The 15,493-nt window shown below is 31.2% G+C and carries 20 protein-coding genes; 6 read left to right on the top strand and 14 right to left on the bottom strand.

Annotated elements, in window-relative coordinates:
• Positions 1-204: 204 nt before the first annotated feature.
• The 12 genes from EYD45_RS16490 to EYD45_RS16435 all read right to left on the bottom strand — a co-directional run bounded on the left by EYD45_RS16490 (position 205) and on the right by EYD45_RS16435 (position 10,516).
• Positions 205-768: a hypothetical protein gene (locus EYD45_RS16490; RefSeq protein WP_130965769.1), complete on the bottom strand. Its 564-nt coding sequence runs from the start codon at positions 766-768 to the stop codon at positions 205-207.
• A gap of 168 nt (positions 769-936) precedes the next feature.
• A complete protein-coding gene (locus tag EYD45_RS16485) occupies positions 937-1,671 on the bottom strand; it encodes a sulfite exporter TauE/SafE family protein (RefSeq protein ID WP_130965768.1) in 735 nt (244 codons plus the stop codon).
• Positions 1,672-1,853: 182 nt separating this feature from the next.
• A complete protein-coding gene (locus EYD45_RS16480) occupies positions 1,854-2,801 on the bottom strand; it encodes a hypothetical protein (RefSeq protein WP_130965767.1) in 948 nt (315 codons plus the stop codon).
• A 170-nt stretch (positions 2,802-2,971) separates the two neighbouring features.
• Positions 2,972-3,556, bottom strand: coding sequence for a CHAP domain-containing protein (locus EYD45_RS16475; protein WP_130965766.1), 585 nt, complete (start codon positions 3,554-3,556; stop codon positions 2,972-2,974).
• Positions 3,557-3,710: 154 nt separating this feature from the next.
• Positions 3,711-4,553 carry a toxin-antitoxin system YwqK family antitoxin gene (locus EYD45_RS16470; RefSeq protein WP_130965765.1) on the bottom strand — a complete coding sequence of 281 codons (843 nt, stop codon included), beginning with the start codon at positions 4,551-4,553 and terminating at the stop codon, positions 3,711-3,713.
• Positions 4,554-4,721: 168 nt separating this feature from the next.
• The gene (locus EYD45_RS16465; RefSeq protein ID WP_130965764.1) at positions 4,722-5,456 is read right to left on the bottom strand and encodes a sulfite exporter TauE/SafE family protein; all 735 of its coding nucleotides are present in this window, start codon (positions 5,454-5,456) and stop codon (positions 4,722-4,724) included.
• 177 nt (positions 5,457-5,633) lie between these two features.
• On the bottom strand, positions 5,634-6,221 hold the full coding sequence (locus EYD45_RS16460) for a hypothetical protein (RefSeq protein WP_130965763.1): 588 nt from the start codon (positions 6,219-6,221) through the stop codon (positions 5,634-5,636).
• A gap of 182 nt (positions 6,222-6,403) precedes the next feature.
• Positions 6,404-7,027 (bottom strand): hypothetical protein, encoded by a 624-nt coding sequence (locus tag EYD45_RS16455; RefSeq protein ID WP_165453957.1) that lies wholly within the window; start codon positions 7,025-7,027, stop codon positions 6,404-6,406.
• 159 nt (positions 7,028-7,186) lie between these two features.
• Complete coding sequence (locus EYD45_RS16450; protein WP_130965761.1) at positions 7,187-7,666, bottom strand: hypothetical protein; 480 nt, start codon at positions 7,664-7,666, stop codon at positions 7,187-7,189.
• Between the two features lie 184 nt (positions 7,667-7,850).
• Complete coding sequence (locus tag EYD45_RS16445; protein ID WP_130965760.1) at positions 7,851-8,672, bottom strand: hypothetical protein; 822 nt, start codon at positions 8,670-8,672, stop codon at positions 7,851-7,853.
• A gap of 162 nt (positions 8,673-8,834) precedes the next feature.
• Positions 8,835-9,473: an elongation factor Tu gene (locus tag EYD45_RS16440; RefSeq protein ID WP_130965759.1), complete on the bottom strand. Its 639-nt coding sequence runs from the start codon at positions 9,471-9,473 to the stop codon at positions 8,835-8,837.
• Between the two features lie 161 nt (positions 9,474-9,634).
• Entirely contained in the window at positions 9,635-10,516 is an 882-nt protein-coding gene (locus tag EYD45_RS16435; RefSeq protein ID WP_130965758.1) for an energy transducer TonB, read from the bottom strand.
• 511 nt (positions 10,517-11,027) lie between these two features.
• Here EYD45_RS16435 and EYD45_RS16430 point away from each other — a divergent pair.
• The 4 genes from EYD45_RS16430 (at position 11,028) to EYD45_RS16415 (ending at position 13,171) form a co-directional block, all read left to right on the top strand.
• On the top strand, positions 11,028-11,891 hold the full coding sequence (locus EYD45_RS16430) for a sigma-70 family RNA polymerase sigma factor (RefSeq protein WP_130965757.1): 864 nt from the start codon (positions 11,028-11,030) through the stop codon (positions 11,889-11,891).
• 28 nt (positions 11,892-11,919) lie between these two features.
• Entirely contained in the window at positions 11,920-12,162 is a 243-nt protein-coding gene (locus EYD45_RS16425; RefSeq protein ID WP_317127945.1) for a cold-shock protein, read from the top strand.
• A gap of 102 nt (positions 12,163-12,264) precedes the next feature.
• The gene (locus tag EYD45_RS16420; RefSeq protein ID WP_130965756.1) at positions 12,265-12,825 is read left to right on the top strand and encodes a helix-turn-helix domain-containing protein; all 561 of its coding nucleotides are present in this window, start codon (positions 12,265-12,267) and stop codon (positions 12,823-12,825) included.
• Positions 12,826-12,925: 100 nt separating this feature from the next.
• The gene (locus tag EYD45_RS16415; protein ID WP_130965755.1) at positions 12,926-13,171 is read left to right on the top strand and encodes a hypothetical protein; all 246 of its coding nucleotides are present in this window, start codon (positions 12,926-12,928) and stop codon (positions 13,169-13,171) included.
• A 221-nt stretch (positions 13,172-13,392) separates the two neighbouring features.
• Here EYD45_RS16415 and EYD45_RS16410 read toward each other — a convergent pair whose 3' ends face one another.
• Positions 13,393-13,605 (bottom strand): hypothetical protein, encoded by a 213-nt coding sequence (locus EYD45_RS16410; RefSeq protein ID WP_130965754.1) that lies wholly within the window; start codon positions 13,603-13,605, stop codon positions 13,393-13,395.
• 330 nt (positions 13,606-13,935) lie between these two features.
• On the opposite strand from EYD45_RS16410, the gene EYD45_RS16785 reads away from it, so the two are divergent.
• Positions 13,936-14,268 (top strand): cupin domain-containing protein, encoded by a 333-nt coding sequence (locus EYD45_RS16785; protein WP_165453956.1) that lies wholly within the window; start codon positions 13,936-13,938, stop codon positions 14,266-14,268.
• A gap of 32 nt (positions 14,269-14,300) precedes the next feature.
• Positions 14,301-14,477, top strand: a complete 177-nt coding sequence (locus tag EYD45_RS16780; protein ID WP_165453955.1) for a hypothetical protein — start codon at positions 14,301-14,303, stop codon at positions 14,475-14,477.
• A 176-nt stretch (positions 14,478-14,653) separates the two neighbouring features.
• On the opposite strand, the gene EYD45_RS16405 is transcribed toward EYD45_RS16780, so the two are convergent.
• Entirely contained in the window at positions 14,654-15,370 is a 717-nt protein-coding gene (locus EYD45_RS16405) for a VIT1/CCC1 transporter family protein (RefSeq protein ID WP_130965753.1), read from the bottom strand.
• Positions 15,371-15,493: the final 123 nt, after the last annotated feature.

The raw sequence follows: 15,493 nt of genomic DNA, 5'->3' as shown, positions 1-15,493 counted from the left end.
TTAAAAGGTTCTGAATACCGTCTGATTACTTTGTCATTTTTATACATAATGTTTAAAATTATGTAGCCTTTATTCAGGACGGGTCAAAATTGCCTACAACGGTTTTGTGTATGGCTCGTTGCGGGAAATCCGCGAGGATTTTCCGCCGTAACCGAAAGATAGCAAATTGCAATGAATTCCGATTAGGAATTCAGCCGCAATGAGCTATACACGTTGTTGTGGTGTCGTTTTTTTATTTCGCAATTCGTTTATCCAAAGCGTTTTTTCGTATTCAGCTTCCTTGTCAAACGTGTTGTCTTTTCCAAAATAGAGATAATCTTCGTGGAAAAAATATAGACACCAATTCAAACTTAGGTCAAATACTGCAATATCATCCACAAAGAAAAGTCCTTCCCAATATTTAATTACCATTTTCCAAGTCATTAAGATTGCGTTTCCGCTTCTATCTAAATCAGCTATAACATACTTTTTAAATGGTATTCCTAATTCATATAGCCATTTTTTTATTTCTTTATCAGAATCATCTCTGATTGGAATTGATTTTGTGTGTTTAAAATAGTTCTTATAAAACGGACTCCATTCAGTTTCGGCATTCGGTCCTAACATTTTGGAAGAATTCAGATATTTTTTCACGAATTTCGTTCCTTCTTCATCCAGAAAGTGAATTTGGTCTTTGTGTTCATTCGGAATCTGTTCCGCTTCTTCTGGTGACCAGAGAAAAGACCATTTTTTTGGAAATTCAGTTTTGTATTTTAATAATTCTTCCACAGTTAGTTTCTTAAATGCACCACAACGGTTTGAGTATGGTTTGTTGCGTTAGGTTTAGCGACTAAGTTAATAAATAAAACTACCGATAGTTCTTTTGCGAGTGATTTTCCGAAGGGAAAATCCGAAGCAATGAAATATAACTCATTGTTGTGTAGCGTTTTTATTTTTCTATATTTTCAATAAGAGGTTAGTCAAAGTTATTATTCCAATAATCAGTACGAGACTAAGCGAAATTTTCTTAAACTTATCTTGAGGAATATATTTAAGTATCTTTTTACCGATTGCTGTTCCAACAATTCCAATGACTAACAAAAATGGCACATAAATCATGTCATGTTTATGAATAAAACCATTGTAGTAATATACAAATGTTCTTGAAAAATCTATTAGAAAATCAATGAAAGCAGATGTGGCAATAAATACGTTTTTTTCTAAATTAAAAGCGGCCATAGTTAGCCCACGTATCGCACCACCTGTTCCTAGAAGTCCTGCTGAAAATCCTGGTAAACTACCTCCAATTATGGCATTTCGTTTAACCGGGTTTATTATTAATTCTTTTTTAATCAGGAATAAAAGAGCTAGAATGACAAGGAATAATCCAAGAAATAATTCTAGATAAGAATTATTAAATACTTTTGTTAGTAAGCCACCAATTATGACAAATAGGATGGACGGAATACCAATATTTATAAGTAACCTCTTGTCAAGTCCTTTTTTAAACAAAACAATCTTGCTCAAATTGCTTGAAAGGTGAAAAATGGCTGTTAAACCTAAAACTGATTCGAAATCGAAATAAAAATTTGCTATTGGAACAAAGAAGACAGATGAACCAAATCCACCTACTGTTCCAAAAATTTCAGCTATTAAAGCTAAAAACAGAAATATATAGCTTAAATCTTTCATTCAATATTTAGTAAGTGATGTACTGTTTTTGTAATGCTACACAACGTGTTTGTGTATGATTTCGTTGCGTGTTCCAGCAACTAATTTAGCAAATACAAACCGAATAGAAAATCCGCGAGGATTTTCGTAAGTAGGCGAGCACTAGCAATGAATTATACACGTTGTTGGCAATAGTTTTTATTTTAATATACAGTAAAACGCTTTATCATTTTTCTATCAACAGCGTTCGGAATTTCAGATATTAGCACATAATTACCTTTTTCAAGAGTTGCTTCAAAATAACCTGTTTGTCCAGCTGGTAAATCTTCAACTCCTCCTAAAAACAATAATCCTTCAGGTTCAGGTGAACGAAATGCATTAAAGTCAACTATATTCAACCAATTATTTAAGTCAGTTACCAAACTGTCATTTTCGATTTTAACCAAATTGACATCATGTCCCATTAGATGTTCGTATTGTTTTTGGTCCTCAAATTTTGCCTCAAACTTATAATTTCCTGATTTTATTGAGTCATTAAAGGTTATTCCCTTTTCACTTGATATACTTATTTTAAAATCAGCTTTTGGTGGTTCATTACCATTAGGTTCATTGCTTACTTTTAGCTCTTTAATCATGCCCATAAAAACATGTCCTAAGCCATTCGGCATCCTAACGTAGCATTCCATAATATATGTTCCAGGCTCAAGATATATTGTCGATATAGATGTTGTTTTTTTTGAAGTTAATCCAACTCCACCAGCCAATTCTACTTTGAAAAACCATTCGGGAATATTTTCAAATTCTTTCATTCCAGCTTCCATTTCTCCTTTTTCAAAATGCTCAAATGCAGATATAAAAGGTGGGAACAAATCTTTTTTGTAGGTAGTTAAACCCAAGGTGTCAGGCATTTTTTCTAATATAAAAAAGTGCGGTTCAAAGGATTTGTTAATGTACTTAAATGTCGTCCAACCAGATTTGATTTCATCTACTGTTTCGAAATCCATTCCGTTTGTAATTACTTCGACATAGTTGGTCTTTTCGTCAACTACACTTTCTAATGCTTCAGCTTCTTTTTTCTCTTTACAAGAAATCAAAGTTATTAATGTTAATAATCCAAAAATAAATATTGAACTTTTGTGTTTTAATTTCATATCATGAGTGTTTATCAAATTATTGCCAACGGTCTCGGCTATGATTTCGTTGCGGAAAAATCCGCAGGATTCTTTCCGCCGTAGCCGAAAGATAGCAAATTAGCGTTGAATTCCGATTAGGAATTCAACCGCAATGAATTATAGCCATTGTTGTAAATAGTACTTTTTCCTTATTTTCTTAACCAACCTAAAATTCGGTCGTTTTTTATTCGCCATATTCCACCATCGTTTGTCAATTCGTATTTTTCTCTTGAATTCCCAAATGGTCCAGGATTTTGTTGAATAATTTCAATTTCGTTTTCGGTCACATTAAAAACTATAGAAACGTGTCCATATTTATTCAGCGTGGTTTCCGAGTAAACCACTAAATCATTTATTTTCGGTTTGGATTTACTTGGATTTTTAAACTGTTTTAAATTCCGCTGTTTGTTTATTTCTCCGTCTTTGATTTTTGAGTCAAAAAAGTCTTTTGCGTGTCCATAAGTATCAGGCATTTTGTGGTTCAATTCTTCGTAGTAATATCGTTTTACGAATTCCACACATTGGTATTTCAATCCAAGATTATAACCATCTTCCGCTAATGCTCGTCCGTCCACATTTCCAACTCCGCCATTATAGTAAACAGCAACTCCATTCAGGCTATCAATTTTTTGTCCGACTTCATAATTCGGATTCAGATTGATTTTTTTAGACACGAAGAACCCAACAGCGAGTAAAATCAGAATTCCGATTATAAGTAAAAGTCGTTTTTTCAATTCGTTCGTAGTGTTTTTTGGGTATTATTTACAACGTGATTGTATAAGATTAGTTGCGTGTTTTAAGCAACTAATTTAGCAAGTACAAACCGAATAGAAAATCCGCGAGGATTTTCGTAAGTAGGCTTGCACTAGCAATTAATTTTATACGGTGTTAGCCACTGGCTTTTTTTATTTCCGTTTCTATTATTTTTCCATCTTTCCAAGTCTCAATTTTTGTTATTTCTCCATTGGAATTATAGAAATATTGCTTGTCAATTGGTTTATCGTCTTTAAAAATTCCCTCATATTTTGTATTTCCGTTTTCGTAAAATTCACGATAAATTCCGTTTTTATCAAGGTCAATAAGTTCAGATTCAGTTTTTAAAAATCCGTTCGGATAATATTCTTTGAAACTCTCTTTTTCTATGTCATCTTTTAACTCTTGGATTACTCGTTGAATTTTTAATGAACCGTCTTCATAATATTCCGTTTCGACAGTTCTTTTTAAATCGTGTCCATCGTGTTCGGAATATTCATAAGAGTAAGTTGAGATTTTTTCCAAAAGTCCATTTTCATAGAATTCTTGAGTTCCCATTTCTTTGTCGGCAGTATAAAAGTCAATCCAATATAATTTTCCGTCTTTTTGGTAGTTGAAAAAATTTCCTTGTCTTAAACCACAGAAATAGTTGTATTTAGATTCGAGAATACCATTTTCGTAATAATCTTTCCATTCTCCGTGTTTTTTTCCTTTTCTGACTGTTGAATTATTTCCAACTCCACAACCTGCAACGTAGATTTTTGTGTGATTGGTTTCGTATTCACAATTTTTGAATTCTCCAGTTGTTTTTATTTGTCCGCTTTTATAATATTCCGTGTATTTTCCAATTAAAACACTATCGATTAAAAATCCCTGAATTTTGACTTGTCCATTATCATATTTCTCAACATATTCATTCTGCGAGTAAATCAAACTCGAAACTAAAATGGTAAAAAGTAATGACAATTGGTGTTTCATAAAGTTGGTTTCAGCTTGTGGCTAACGGTTTGAGTATGGTTTGTTGCGTTAGGTTTAGCGACTAAGTTAATAAATAAAACTACCGATAGTTCTTTTGCGAGTGATTTTCCGAAGGGAAAATCCGAAGCAATGAAATATAACTCATTGTTGTGTAGCGTTTTTATTTTTCTATATTTTCAATAAGAGGTTAGTCAAAGTTATTATTCCAATAATCAGTACGAGACTAAGCGAAATTTTCTTAAACTTATCTTGAGGAATATATTTAAGTATCTTTTTACCGATTGCTGTTCCAACAATTCCAATGACTAACAAAAATGGCACATAAATCATGTCATGTTTATGAATAAAACCATTGTAGTAATATACAAATGTTCTTGAAAAATCTATTAGAAAATCAATGAAAGCAGATGTGGCAATAAATACGTTTTTTTCTAAATTAAAAGCGGCCATAGTTAGCCCACGTATCGCACCACCTGTTCCTAGAAGTCCTGCTGAAAATCCTGATAAACTACCTCCAATTATGGCATTTCGTTTAACCGGGTTTATTATTAATTCTTTTTTAATCAGGAATAAAAGAGCTAGAATGACAAGGAATAATCCAAGAAATAATTCTAGATAAGAATTATTAAATACTTTTGTTAGTAAGCCACCAATTATGACAAATAGGATGGACGGAATACCAATATTTATAAGTAACCTCTTGTCAAGTCCTTTTTTAAACAAAACAATCTTGCTCAAATTGCTTGAAAGGTGAAAAATGGCTGTTAAACCTAAAACTGATTCGAAATCGAAATAAAAATTTGCTATTGGAACAAAGAAGACAGATGAACCAAATCCACCTACTGTTCCAAAAATTTCAGCTATTAAAGCTAAAAACAGAAATATATAGCTTAAATCTTTCATTCAATATTTAGTAAGTGATGTACTGTTTTTGTAATGCTACACAACGGTCTCGGCTATGAGTAGTTGCGTGGATTAGTACTTAACTTTGCAAGTACACACCAAACTGAAAATCCGCGAGGATTTTCAGAAGTAGGCGAGAACAAGCAATTACTTATAACCATTGTTGTGTGGCGTTTTTTATATTTCAGTTACTATTATTAGTTCGTTTTTGTTTTCTCCAATTTCTGTCAAAACTTGATTAATACAATCAATTCCGATGTCATTTTTGTTTTCAATTCCATTTAGTTCGTTTCTCAAATAATTCAGTTCGTTTCTGTCCCAAAATCCGATTATATCTCCATCTATAACTGTAAATTGGTTGCCATTTCTCAAAGAGCGTCCAACTTTTAATATATTCCAAATATCAGCTAAAGCTTTGTTTTTTTGTTTAGCTATAATTTTGAAACTGTTTTTGTAATTATGAGTTCCGATTAAAGGTCCAATTAATTTCACTAATCCAGAACCTTTTCCATAATCACAAAAGACTAATAAGAATTCGGTCAGCAATTCGTCAAGTAATTTCTGTTCTGGTTTTTGTAAATCCAACTCGCTATTAGATTCTAAAAAATTCTCAACATCATTGCTTATAATTTGCTCATTATATTTTTCGATAGAATCTTTATTTTGACACAAAGTCCATTTCTTAAAGTCAGAATAATTTTCGACAAAAGTTTCTCTTAAACTTTGTCCATTTTTCATTTCATAAAATGCTATTCTTTTTCCCATTTCTCAAATGACACACAACGGTTACGTATAAGAATAGTGCGTAGTTTGAGTGCGAGGATTTTCCGAAGGAAAATCAGATGCAAGCAAACAAGCACTAACTTTTGATTTAGGAATAAACTTACGCATTATTTTTATACAATGTTGTGGTGTCGTACTTATTTTTCATCTTCAATAAATTCCATTTAACCTATCTCTTTTGGTGGTGGCGGTGGCGGCGGAATATCAAACTTATCATTCAGCCATATTTTTAATACAACGCTGTCTGTTAATTTTTCATATTCATTAATTACTCTTTCCAGTGTTTTTGGAAGTCTTTCCATTTCATCGTTGTCATAAGAAATAAAAATCATTAACTTTTCAGGACTAACACTCCAAGACGGAATTTTACCATTGTTTTCAAAGTCTTTTTTTAGAACACTTGTTAAACTATCTAATGGATAAAAAAATCTATCTGATTTACTAATCGTATCATTATGTATTTGAATTATGTTTTTTTGTTTAATTAAGATACAGCCAATTCCTTCCCAACAAGGATTCCTCAGATAAACTCTTTTTATAACGCTATCGTTATCAAAAGTTATTTTTGGAAGACTATCATTACAGACAATATGTTCAGTTAGTTCGAGTAATTTTTGCCAGTCATTAAATTCCTTTAGTTTTAATTCAACTGCAATACTGTCATTTTCATTTTTGTAAAGTCCATAATCCTTCTCAATTATTTTTACAGTTTTCTGTTCCGTATTTTGACAACTTAAAATTGACAAAATCAAGATAATCAAAGACGATATTTTAATATTAGTTACCATTTTTCTTGTATGCACCACAACGGTTGGTGTAAGAATAGTGCGTATTTGAGAGAGGCTGATTTTCCGAAGGAAAATCGGACGCAAGCAAATCAGCACGGACTTACGATTAAGGAATAAACTTACGCATTATTTTTACACGTTGTTGTGCATAGTGTTTTTTTATTCAGTTCGTTTGTGATTCAGTCCAGTTTTTATTCCGCTTATTACAAGTAGAATTATTAAAATCAGTTGGATGATTAATAAAATATAATAAGCATTATTCCATCCGTTTCCTGTGTTTTCCACAATTCCGCCACTCAAAGGTGGATATTCCGTGGTTCCAGAAATTTCTCTAATCGAGTTAACCAATGAAATTAAAAAAGTAAAAATTAAAATCATAACAATGTTCGAAATTATAAAAATGATGTTTGCGGTCAGATTTTTAAAATTTCTCCAAAGCATGCGAATCAAATAGAAAATAAAGAAAATAAGAGTTGCATAAACTCCAAACATCTGTAATGCTGGAACTACATAATAGGTATCGTGAATATTAATATCTATAACTCCTCGAGAACTAAAATCGGATGGAACTATCAAGAATCCTAAAGATATTGTTAACGCAAAAAGGAAAGCATAAATTTCTTTTTTATTAATTTTCAATTTGATTATTTTTTATTTCGATTAACGTTGCTCGACATTATGCACAACGTTGTTGTGTATGGTTAGTTGCGTGGTTAAGCAACTAAATTAGTAAACAAATACGAACCAGAGAAAATTCCGAAGGAATTTTCCAAATAAGCACTTGCCAAAGCAATTAATTATACACGGTGTTGGCAACTGGCTTTTATTTTTTCAGTTCGGTTTTATACAATTCCGCTATCTTTTTTCTGTCAGTTTCGTTTTTCAATATATTCTGTAACCACATTTGCGGTTGTTCAGTTGCGTTTTTATATTCCTTGTCTTTATAATCTTTAAACTCAAAAAAGTCAAACCAATTCTTATTGTGAATGTGCTGAAGTGAATAAACAGCCATTTCTCCAGTTGTTGCAACAAAAAATGGGCAAGTATGGACTTTCGTTTTCGTTGTGTCAGAAAGTTTGGTGATTAGAAATTCAGTCAGTTTTCCTTTGTCGTTTTTCGAGAAGTTTTTCCAATCCATTTCGTTAAAAACGAGTGGTTTTTCTTCTCTTTTAAATTCCGTTTCTGATATGTACTGTTCTCCACCCAAACAACCGCCTTTTTCAAAAACTAAAACATTCCACAATTCAGATATTTGGTCAGTTTGCGATATATGAATTAATTCGGGTTTCCAAAATGAACTTATGAGCGTTGAATCCGATACAGAATAAGTCCAATCATTTTTTTCTTTTATTAAATTCTTATTTGATCTGAACTTTCTTATTGAATCATTTTTGAGTTTTACGATTATCCAAAATTCAGGTCCCATTTTGTAAAGTCCTTCAGATGTTGCATTATTCCATTCTGTTACAAAAAGTTCAGTTTGTTTATTATTCAAACGAATTGAGTCCGTTTCGTTAAGTCTTTTTTTTATATAAATATTATCTATTAATTCAAGGTCGATTTTTGTTTGTTCTTGAATCGGTTTTTTAGAATCTACGCAACTTAATAAAATCACAAAAGTCAATATAAAAGTGAAGATTTTCATTTTTTACGTTCTTTTTTTAGCTTGTTGCCAACGGTATTGTGTATGGCTCGTTGCGGAAAATCAGCTATGATTTTCCGCCGTAACCGAAAGATAGCAAATTGCAATGAATTCCGATTAGGAATTCAGCCGCAATGAGCTATACACGGTGTTACCTGCTGGCTTTTATATTTTTTCATTTCCAAATTCGTTATTAAAATCCCTAACTCTTTTTTCTGGATATTCGTATTCTGCATTCATAAGCAAGTCTCTCCAATCAGTTCGAGTCAGTTCAATCATTTTTTCCAGATGATTTATGTCTTTGTTTCCAGCAAATATTAACGCTCGGACAATTCTGTGACTTCTAAATTCTTTATTGGATTTAATTAACTCTTGAATTTTCCTTTTCGCTTCTCCAGAGTTCTTTCCGTAATCAGATTCAAGTTTTTTTATGATATCAGCAGGATATAAATTCAGGTTAAGTGTTTTTTGGTCAGAATCCGATTCTAATTTTAAATCAGGATTTATAATTTCAATGATTTTTCCATAACCTATAATTCGACTTCCCTCGCAAAACTTAAATTCTAAATTTTCATAAAGTCGTTTTGAAAAGTATTCAGTTCCTAAAATTGCGATTTCAGCCTTTACCTTTTCTCCAGGTTCAACAATTTCTTTTCCGATATAAGTTTGATTTCCAGAAGTCAAATATTCGGGATAATTGTCGAATTCAATATGCGGTCTGTAATTCGAATGTGCAGGTGTTTTTCTGCCACCTTGTTCTGATGTCAGAAATTCTAATTCAGCTATGAAGTCAAGTTGTTTCACGTAATTTTTTCAGCTTGCAGGTAACGGTTACGTATAAGAATAGTGCGTAGTTTGAATGCGAGGATTTTCCGAAGGAAAATCAGATGCAAGCAAACAAGCACTAACTTTTGATTTAGGAATAAACTTACGCATTATTTTTATACAATGTTACCCAACGTTTTTTAATTCGCAATTTGAAAAACCAGAGGCATTTTGTATAAAACGTTTACTGGTTTTCCGTTGTTCGTTCCTGGTTTCAAATCAGGTAACAATCCGATAATTTCAATAGCATTTTGATTCATAATTTCAGGTCCACCATTTGCAGTAATGTTTATTGGTTTTCCTTTAGTATCAATCACAAACTCAATATTTATTTTTATTTTACCTGTCACATCTACTTCTGTTGCTAAATCAGTATTGAATTTTCTTGCAACGTGCATATTGATGTACTTGCTTGTACATTTTTTTCTTTTGTCAATATCCCATTTTGATTTACATTCAGGTGCTAATGGTGGATTTTCAACTTCGTTAAATTCCATAATTAGAGATTCATCAATTTCTTTCGTTACTATTTCAGATTTTGAGTAATCAACACTTTCTATTTTTTCTGATTTTGACTCAATAATTTTAGGTTTTGATGGTTTGTCTTCGCTTAATTTTTCCATTTCCAATCGAATCATTGGAAGTATAAAATATGTTTTATCCTCTACTTTTTGAACAGTAATATGCATTGAAGAAAATCCGTCATTTTCGGTTCCAATTAATATTTGGTTGTCTTTTATTGTCCAATTTTGATTATCAAGAAAAAAGAGTTCTTTCATTCTTTCATCAGCGAGTTTTCCAAATTTAATCCTAAAGACTTTGTTGCCTTTAAAATTGAATTTTGAATTTAAAAATGCATCTTCAACCATTTTCAAAGCTTCTTTTTGTGGTACTTCATCAGAATTCGGAATATTAACATTAATAGCTTTCCATTCTCCCATTAAATTTTCATCATTCAGGTTTTGAGCCTTTACCAAAATGCTAAATAATAATGTTGTAACTAATAATAATTTTAATTTCATAATGTTTTGTTCAAATGTTGGGTAACGTCTCAGTGTATGGTTTGTTGCGTGAATTTAGCAATAAACTTAGCAAGTACAAAACGGCGAGGAAATTTCGCAGGAATTTCCGTTGTAAGCCTTTACCAGCAATGAACTATACACATTGTTACCCAACGTTTATTATGGTATTGGTTCCTGTTCTTCAGTTCCAAAATCAGCTTAGTATAAAATTCTCAAAAGTCATAATGTTATGAGCGTTATATACAAAACTTGTTTAAATTTAATTTGTATGCTTTAGTATTTTCTGAAAATAAAAGTGATAAACTCATATTATCCCAATTATAAGCCGTTTCTTTACACAGATTGCGTAATAAATTATTTAGTAAAGATATTTCTTCCTGACGTTATTTCTTCCTGACGTTATTTCTTACCAAGTCGTTTTGTGGGTAATTATGCTTTTTACAACAGATAGTTCCTTTGAAAGAATGATGGCTCATTATTATTTGGACGATTCAATAAAACCTTGTTTTAAATGAAATCACTTAAAATAACTGAGCAAATTACAATTAGGAATGAAGAATCACTTAGCAAATACTTAAATGATATTAGTAAAATTAGCTTAATATCTTTAGAAAGAGAAGTTGAGCTAGCAACACAAATCAAAGCTGGTTGTAAATTCGCTTTAGATGAACTCACAAATGCTAATTTAAGATTCGTAGTATCAGTTGCGAAACAGTATCAAAATAAGGGTTTGTCACTTCCAGATTTAATAAATGAAGGCAATTTAGGTTTGTTAAAAGCAGCTAAACGATTTGACGAAACTCGCGGATTTAAATTTATATCTTATGCAGTATGGTGGATTAGACAAGGTATAGTACAGTCTTTATCAGAAAACTCGAGAATGGTTAGGTTACCTCTGAATAAGATAGGTGTTATTAACAAAATAAAAAAAGCAATAACTTCTTTTGAACAAAAACAAGGCCGTGAGCCAACTTCATATGAAATTTCTGAAATTATTGAAGTATCTGTTAAAGAAGTAGATGTTTGCATTAAGAATTCAGCATATGGTGTTTCTATTGACGCGCCTTTATCTGCAGAATCAGATCTTAATATGCAAAACATAATTATTACTGATGTATTTCCTCAACCAGATAATGTGTTATTGCTAGACTCACTCCATACAGACTTACTAGCTGTACTGAATTCTCTATCAGAGAGAGAATCAGAGGTCATTAAGCTTCATTATGGTATTGGTTTTGAATCGTCAATGACCTTGGTGGAAATAGCGCAAGAATTTGGAATAACAAGAGAAAGAGTTAGACAAATAAAAGAGTCTGCAACATTAAGAATCAAAAACTCAAACAAGTCTCATCTATTAATAAAATATTTGGGTTAACAACAATTATTAATTAAAACAAGAAATTATGATAAAAAGATTTATAAATAAACTAATGAATACTAATAAAGTAACTATTATGAAAGAAGGTACAGTAAAATTTTTCAATGACGCCAAAGGGTTTGGTTTTATTAAAGTAAAAGACTCTGAAGAAGAAATATTTGTTCATACATCAAATCTTATTGATCAAATAAAAGAGAACGATAATGTAACATTCGATGTGGAAAAAGGCGAAAAAGGCTTAAGTGCTATAAAAGTAAGTGTGGTTTAATTTGCCTAGTTTAAAAGTAAAAGAACCATCTTAATAGATGGTTTTTTTGTATAATAAGCATAAATCATACAAAAGAAATTAAGATTATAAAGTTATAGTACAATGAAATTATATGTCAAGTACATGGTAAGTTTAAGGTGTAAGCTTATGGTAAAACATGAGTTAGAGAAACTAGGATTACATTATATAAGTGTAGAACTTGGTATGATTGAAATAAGAGAAGACATTTCTGAATCTCAAAAACAAGAACTCAAATCAAACTTAGCTGTGTCAGGTTTGGAATTATTAGATGATAAAAAAAGTATTCTGGTTGATAAGATAAAAAACGTGATTATAGAAATGATTCATTATTCGGATGAAGTACCAAAAGTTAATTATTCAGATTATATAGCTGAAAAATTGGACTATGACTATACATATTTATCAAATCTTTTTTCTGAAGTTAAGGGCATTACTATTCAGCATTTTATTATTCAGCATAAAATTGAAAGGGCAAAAGAGTTGATTCTTTACAACCAACTTAATCTCACAGAAATTGCCTATAAATTACATTATAGTAGTGTAAGTCATTTGTCTAACCAATTTAAAAAAGTTACTGGACACACGCCTACATTTTATAAAAAAATCGGTCAAAAAAGAAAAAGCAATCTAGAGAATATGTAAGATGTGTAATCTTATTAACTGCTTGTGTAACAGGAATTAGGGCATAAGTCATCATCTTTGTTATAGTAACGCAATTAAGCATTACGTTAAATACATAATTATGGAAACCAAGAACAAAGAAGGTGAGAGAAAGTCTAGTGAACTGTTTAAATTTAGTGGTGATTGGGACAAACAATCAAAAGCATTGAAAGTGAAGTATCCAAAATTGTCCTCTGAAGATGTAAAATTTGAAAGTGGTAAAGAGTTAGATTTGATAAAGCGTTTAGAACATAAGCTAGACAAAGACCGGAACGAAGTGGTTGGAATTTTAAAATCTAACTATGCTACAGTAGCTAAAGCGATTTAATCTTAGTATCGTTAAATTAAAGTTAAAGAGCAGTTTATTTATAATCTGTTCTTTTTTTTGCGAGAATTATTTGAATCAGTAATATCTGTAACTAAAGACATAAATTATATAAAGGTGTTAGTTTGTTTCATCTCTATTTTTGTAATGCTATTAATCAATTAGGGAAGACCAAATATTAATTTATTTGGCTTTAAAAAGCAGACTATTTAGTCTGCTTTTTTTTATTCCCATTTCATAGGTTTTATTTTTGGTATAAAATTTATCTGTCTTCTTCCATTTTTAGGTAAGTTTAAATGTATTAGCTTATCCTTAAAAACATATCTAATTTTTTGAATTATTGGTTTAAATATAGACTTAAGTTTTGTCTGTTTTCTGGCCTTACTTTCCTTAATCTGCGTTAAAGTTGTTTTGTGGGTAATAGGTAAATCTATCATTGTGAAACTATTTAATTGTTTTTGTAAAGTTGAGACTATTATTTCCGTCAAGCTTACAGTCTACCTATTTGTGTTTATATAATTAACAGATATTTTAAATTACTAAATTAATCTGTGATATCTATAACTCATTCATTTTTTAATGTAACTCACTAGCCGTTATTAATGGTATCTTATTTGCTAATCAAATTATTAACTAAAAAGATGTCAAGAGAGGAAAAAGGAAAACAAAAAAACGGAAAAACCCCAGCTGCTAAAACTGCCAAAGAAAAAAGAGCAGCCAAAATTTTAAAGAGAAATTTAAAAAAACATTCAGAATAGAAAAGGACGATGAAAAATGGTGAGTTTGAGGAAAACGTTACATTTAACCTGTCTGATATAGTACAATATATTTCTAATAATATTGTAGTTAAAAATATATTGGTTAGAAATACCTGTGTCATTCAAGTATTGCTCTTTGATTTTGGGAAAGTTCAGGTATATAAAAAGTCACCGTTCTCTAGATTTATTTATATAATCGAAGGGAAAGCCGAAGTCGTTATTAATAAGAATTCTACATTTATGCAAAAGGGTAGCTCAATCCTTATTCCAGGTACGGTTAACAGTTCAATTGAGGCTAACCAACCGTTCAAAATGATTTGTGCTACAATTAAGAATGATTAGAAAATACGAAAAATTAAAGTTTAAAAATTATTATGGAAAATAAATTTAAATCAGGTGATATAGTCTGTGCGAAAGTTAATCCAACAACGCCTTTAAAGGTTAGAGTTTTTGCCCGAAAAGTTTACTATTGTGATGTGTTAGATCAGCCAGAAGAAAAAGAAGAAGTTTATTTTGAAAGAGAAATTGAATTTTATAAAAACAAAAACTAGATATAGTTGAATTCGTAACGTTCTTTTGGTAATGTTGGCTAACGGTCTAGTGTATGATTTCGTTGCGTGTTTAAGCACTAAAGTTAGCAAATAAATCACAGATAGAAAGTCCGCGAGGACTTTCGTAAGTAAGCTCTAACTAGCAATGAATTATACACATTGTTGTGTGTAGTTTTTTATCCGACGTTAACATTGAAGAAATAACCAACTAAAGCTGTCAGTCCCATAGCAATTGTTCCCCAAAATGTAATTCGAATAATTGCTTTCGCTATACTTGAACCACCAGTTCTGGCTGCTAATGCTCCTAATATGATTAGAAAAAATAACGCAAAACCATAAAGTGAATATTCCATACTTTTTAATGGAAGAAAAAGCGTTACTAAAAAAGGAAGTAATCCTCCAACTGTGAATGCAGCACCTGAAGCAAATGCAGCTTGCATTGGTTTAGCTTGACTAATTTCATTAATTCCTAATTCATCTCTAATATGTGCTCCTAATGCATCGTGTTCGGTTAATTCTTTAGCAACAGTTAGCGCAGTATCTTTTTTCAGTCCTCTTTTTTCATAAATTTCGGCTAATCGTTGTAATTCAAGTTTGGGCATTTCTTTCAATTCAATCTTTTCACGCTCAATATCAGCTTTTTCTACGTCTGTTTGTGAACTTACAGAAACATATTCTCCAGCTGCCATTGATAAAGCACCAGCAACTAATCCAGCTAATGTTGCCAAAATAACAGGTTCTCGCATATCACTTGCAGCAGCGACTCCAATCGCAATACTTGCAGTTGATAAAATTCCATCATTGGCTCCAAGGACAGCAGCTCTTAACCAATTACTTCGATGTATGTAATGATTATCTAAATAATTGTCTAAATCGTTTATTTTTTCTGTCATCTATTCTGTTTGTTCAAATGTCTAGTCCTGAAATATGGCTACAGGTTAAAAATTGATTTACGCTGTTTTTAAACCTGCCTTGCCGGCAGGCAGGTATACCATATTTGGTGTTTTATAATCTAA

It is taken from the genome of Hyunsoonleella flava, assembly GCF_004310325.1.
In the GTDB taxonomy this organism is placed as follows: Bacteria; Bacteroidota; Bacteroidia; order Flavobacteriales; family Flavobacteriaceae; genus Jejuia; species Jejuia flava.
The sequence above is the reverse complement of the archived record's forward strand: the minus strand, read 5'-3'. Positions and strand labels throughout refer to the sequence as shown.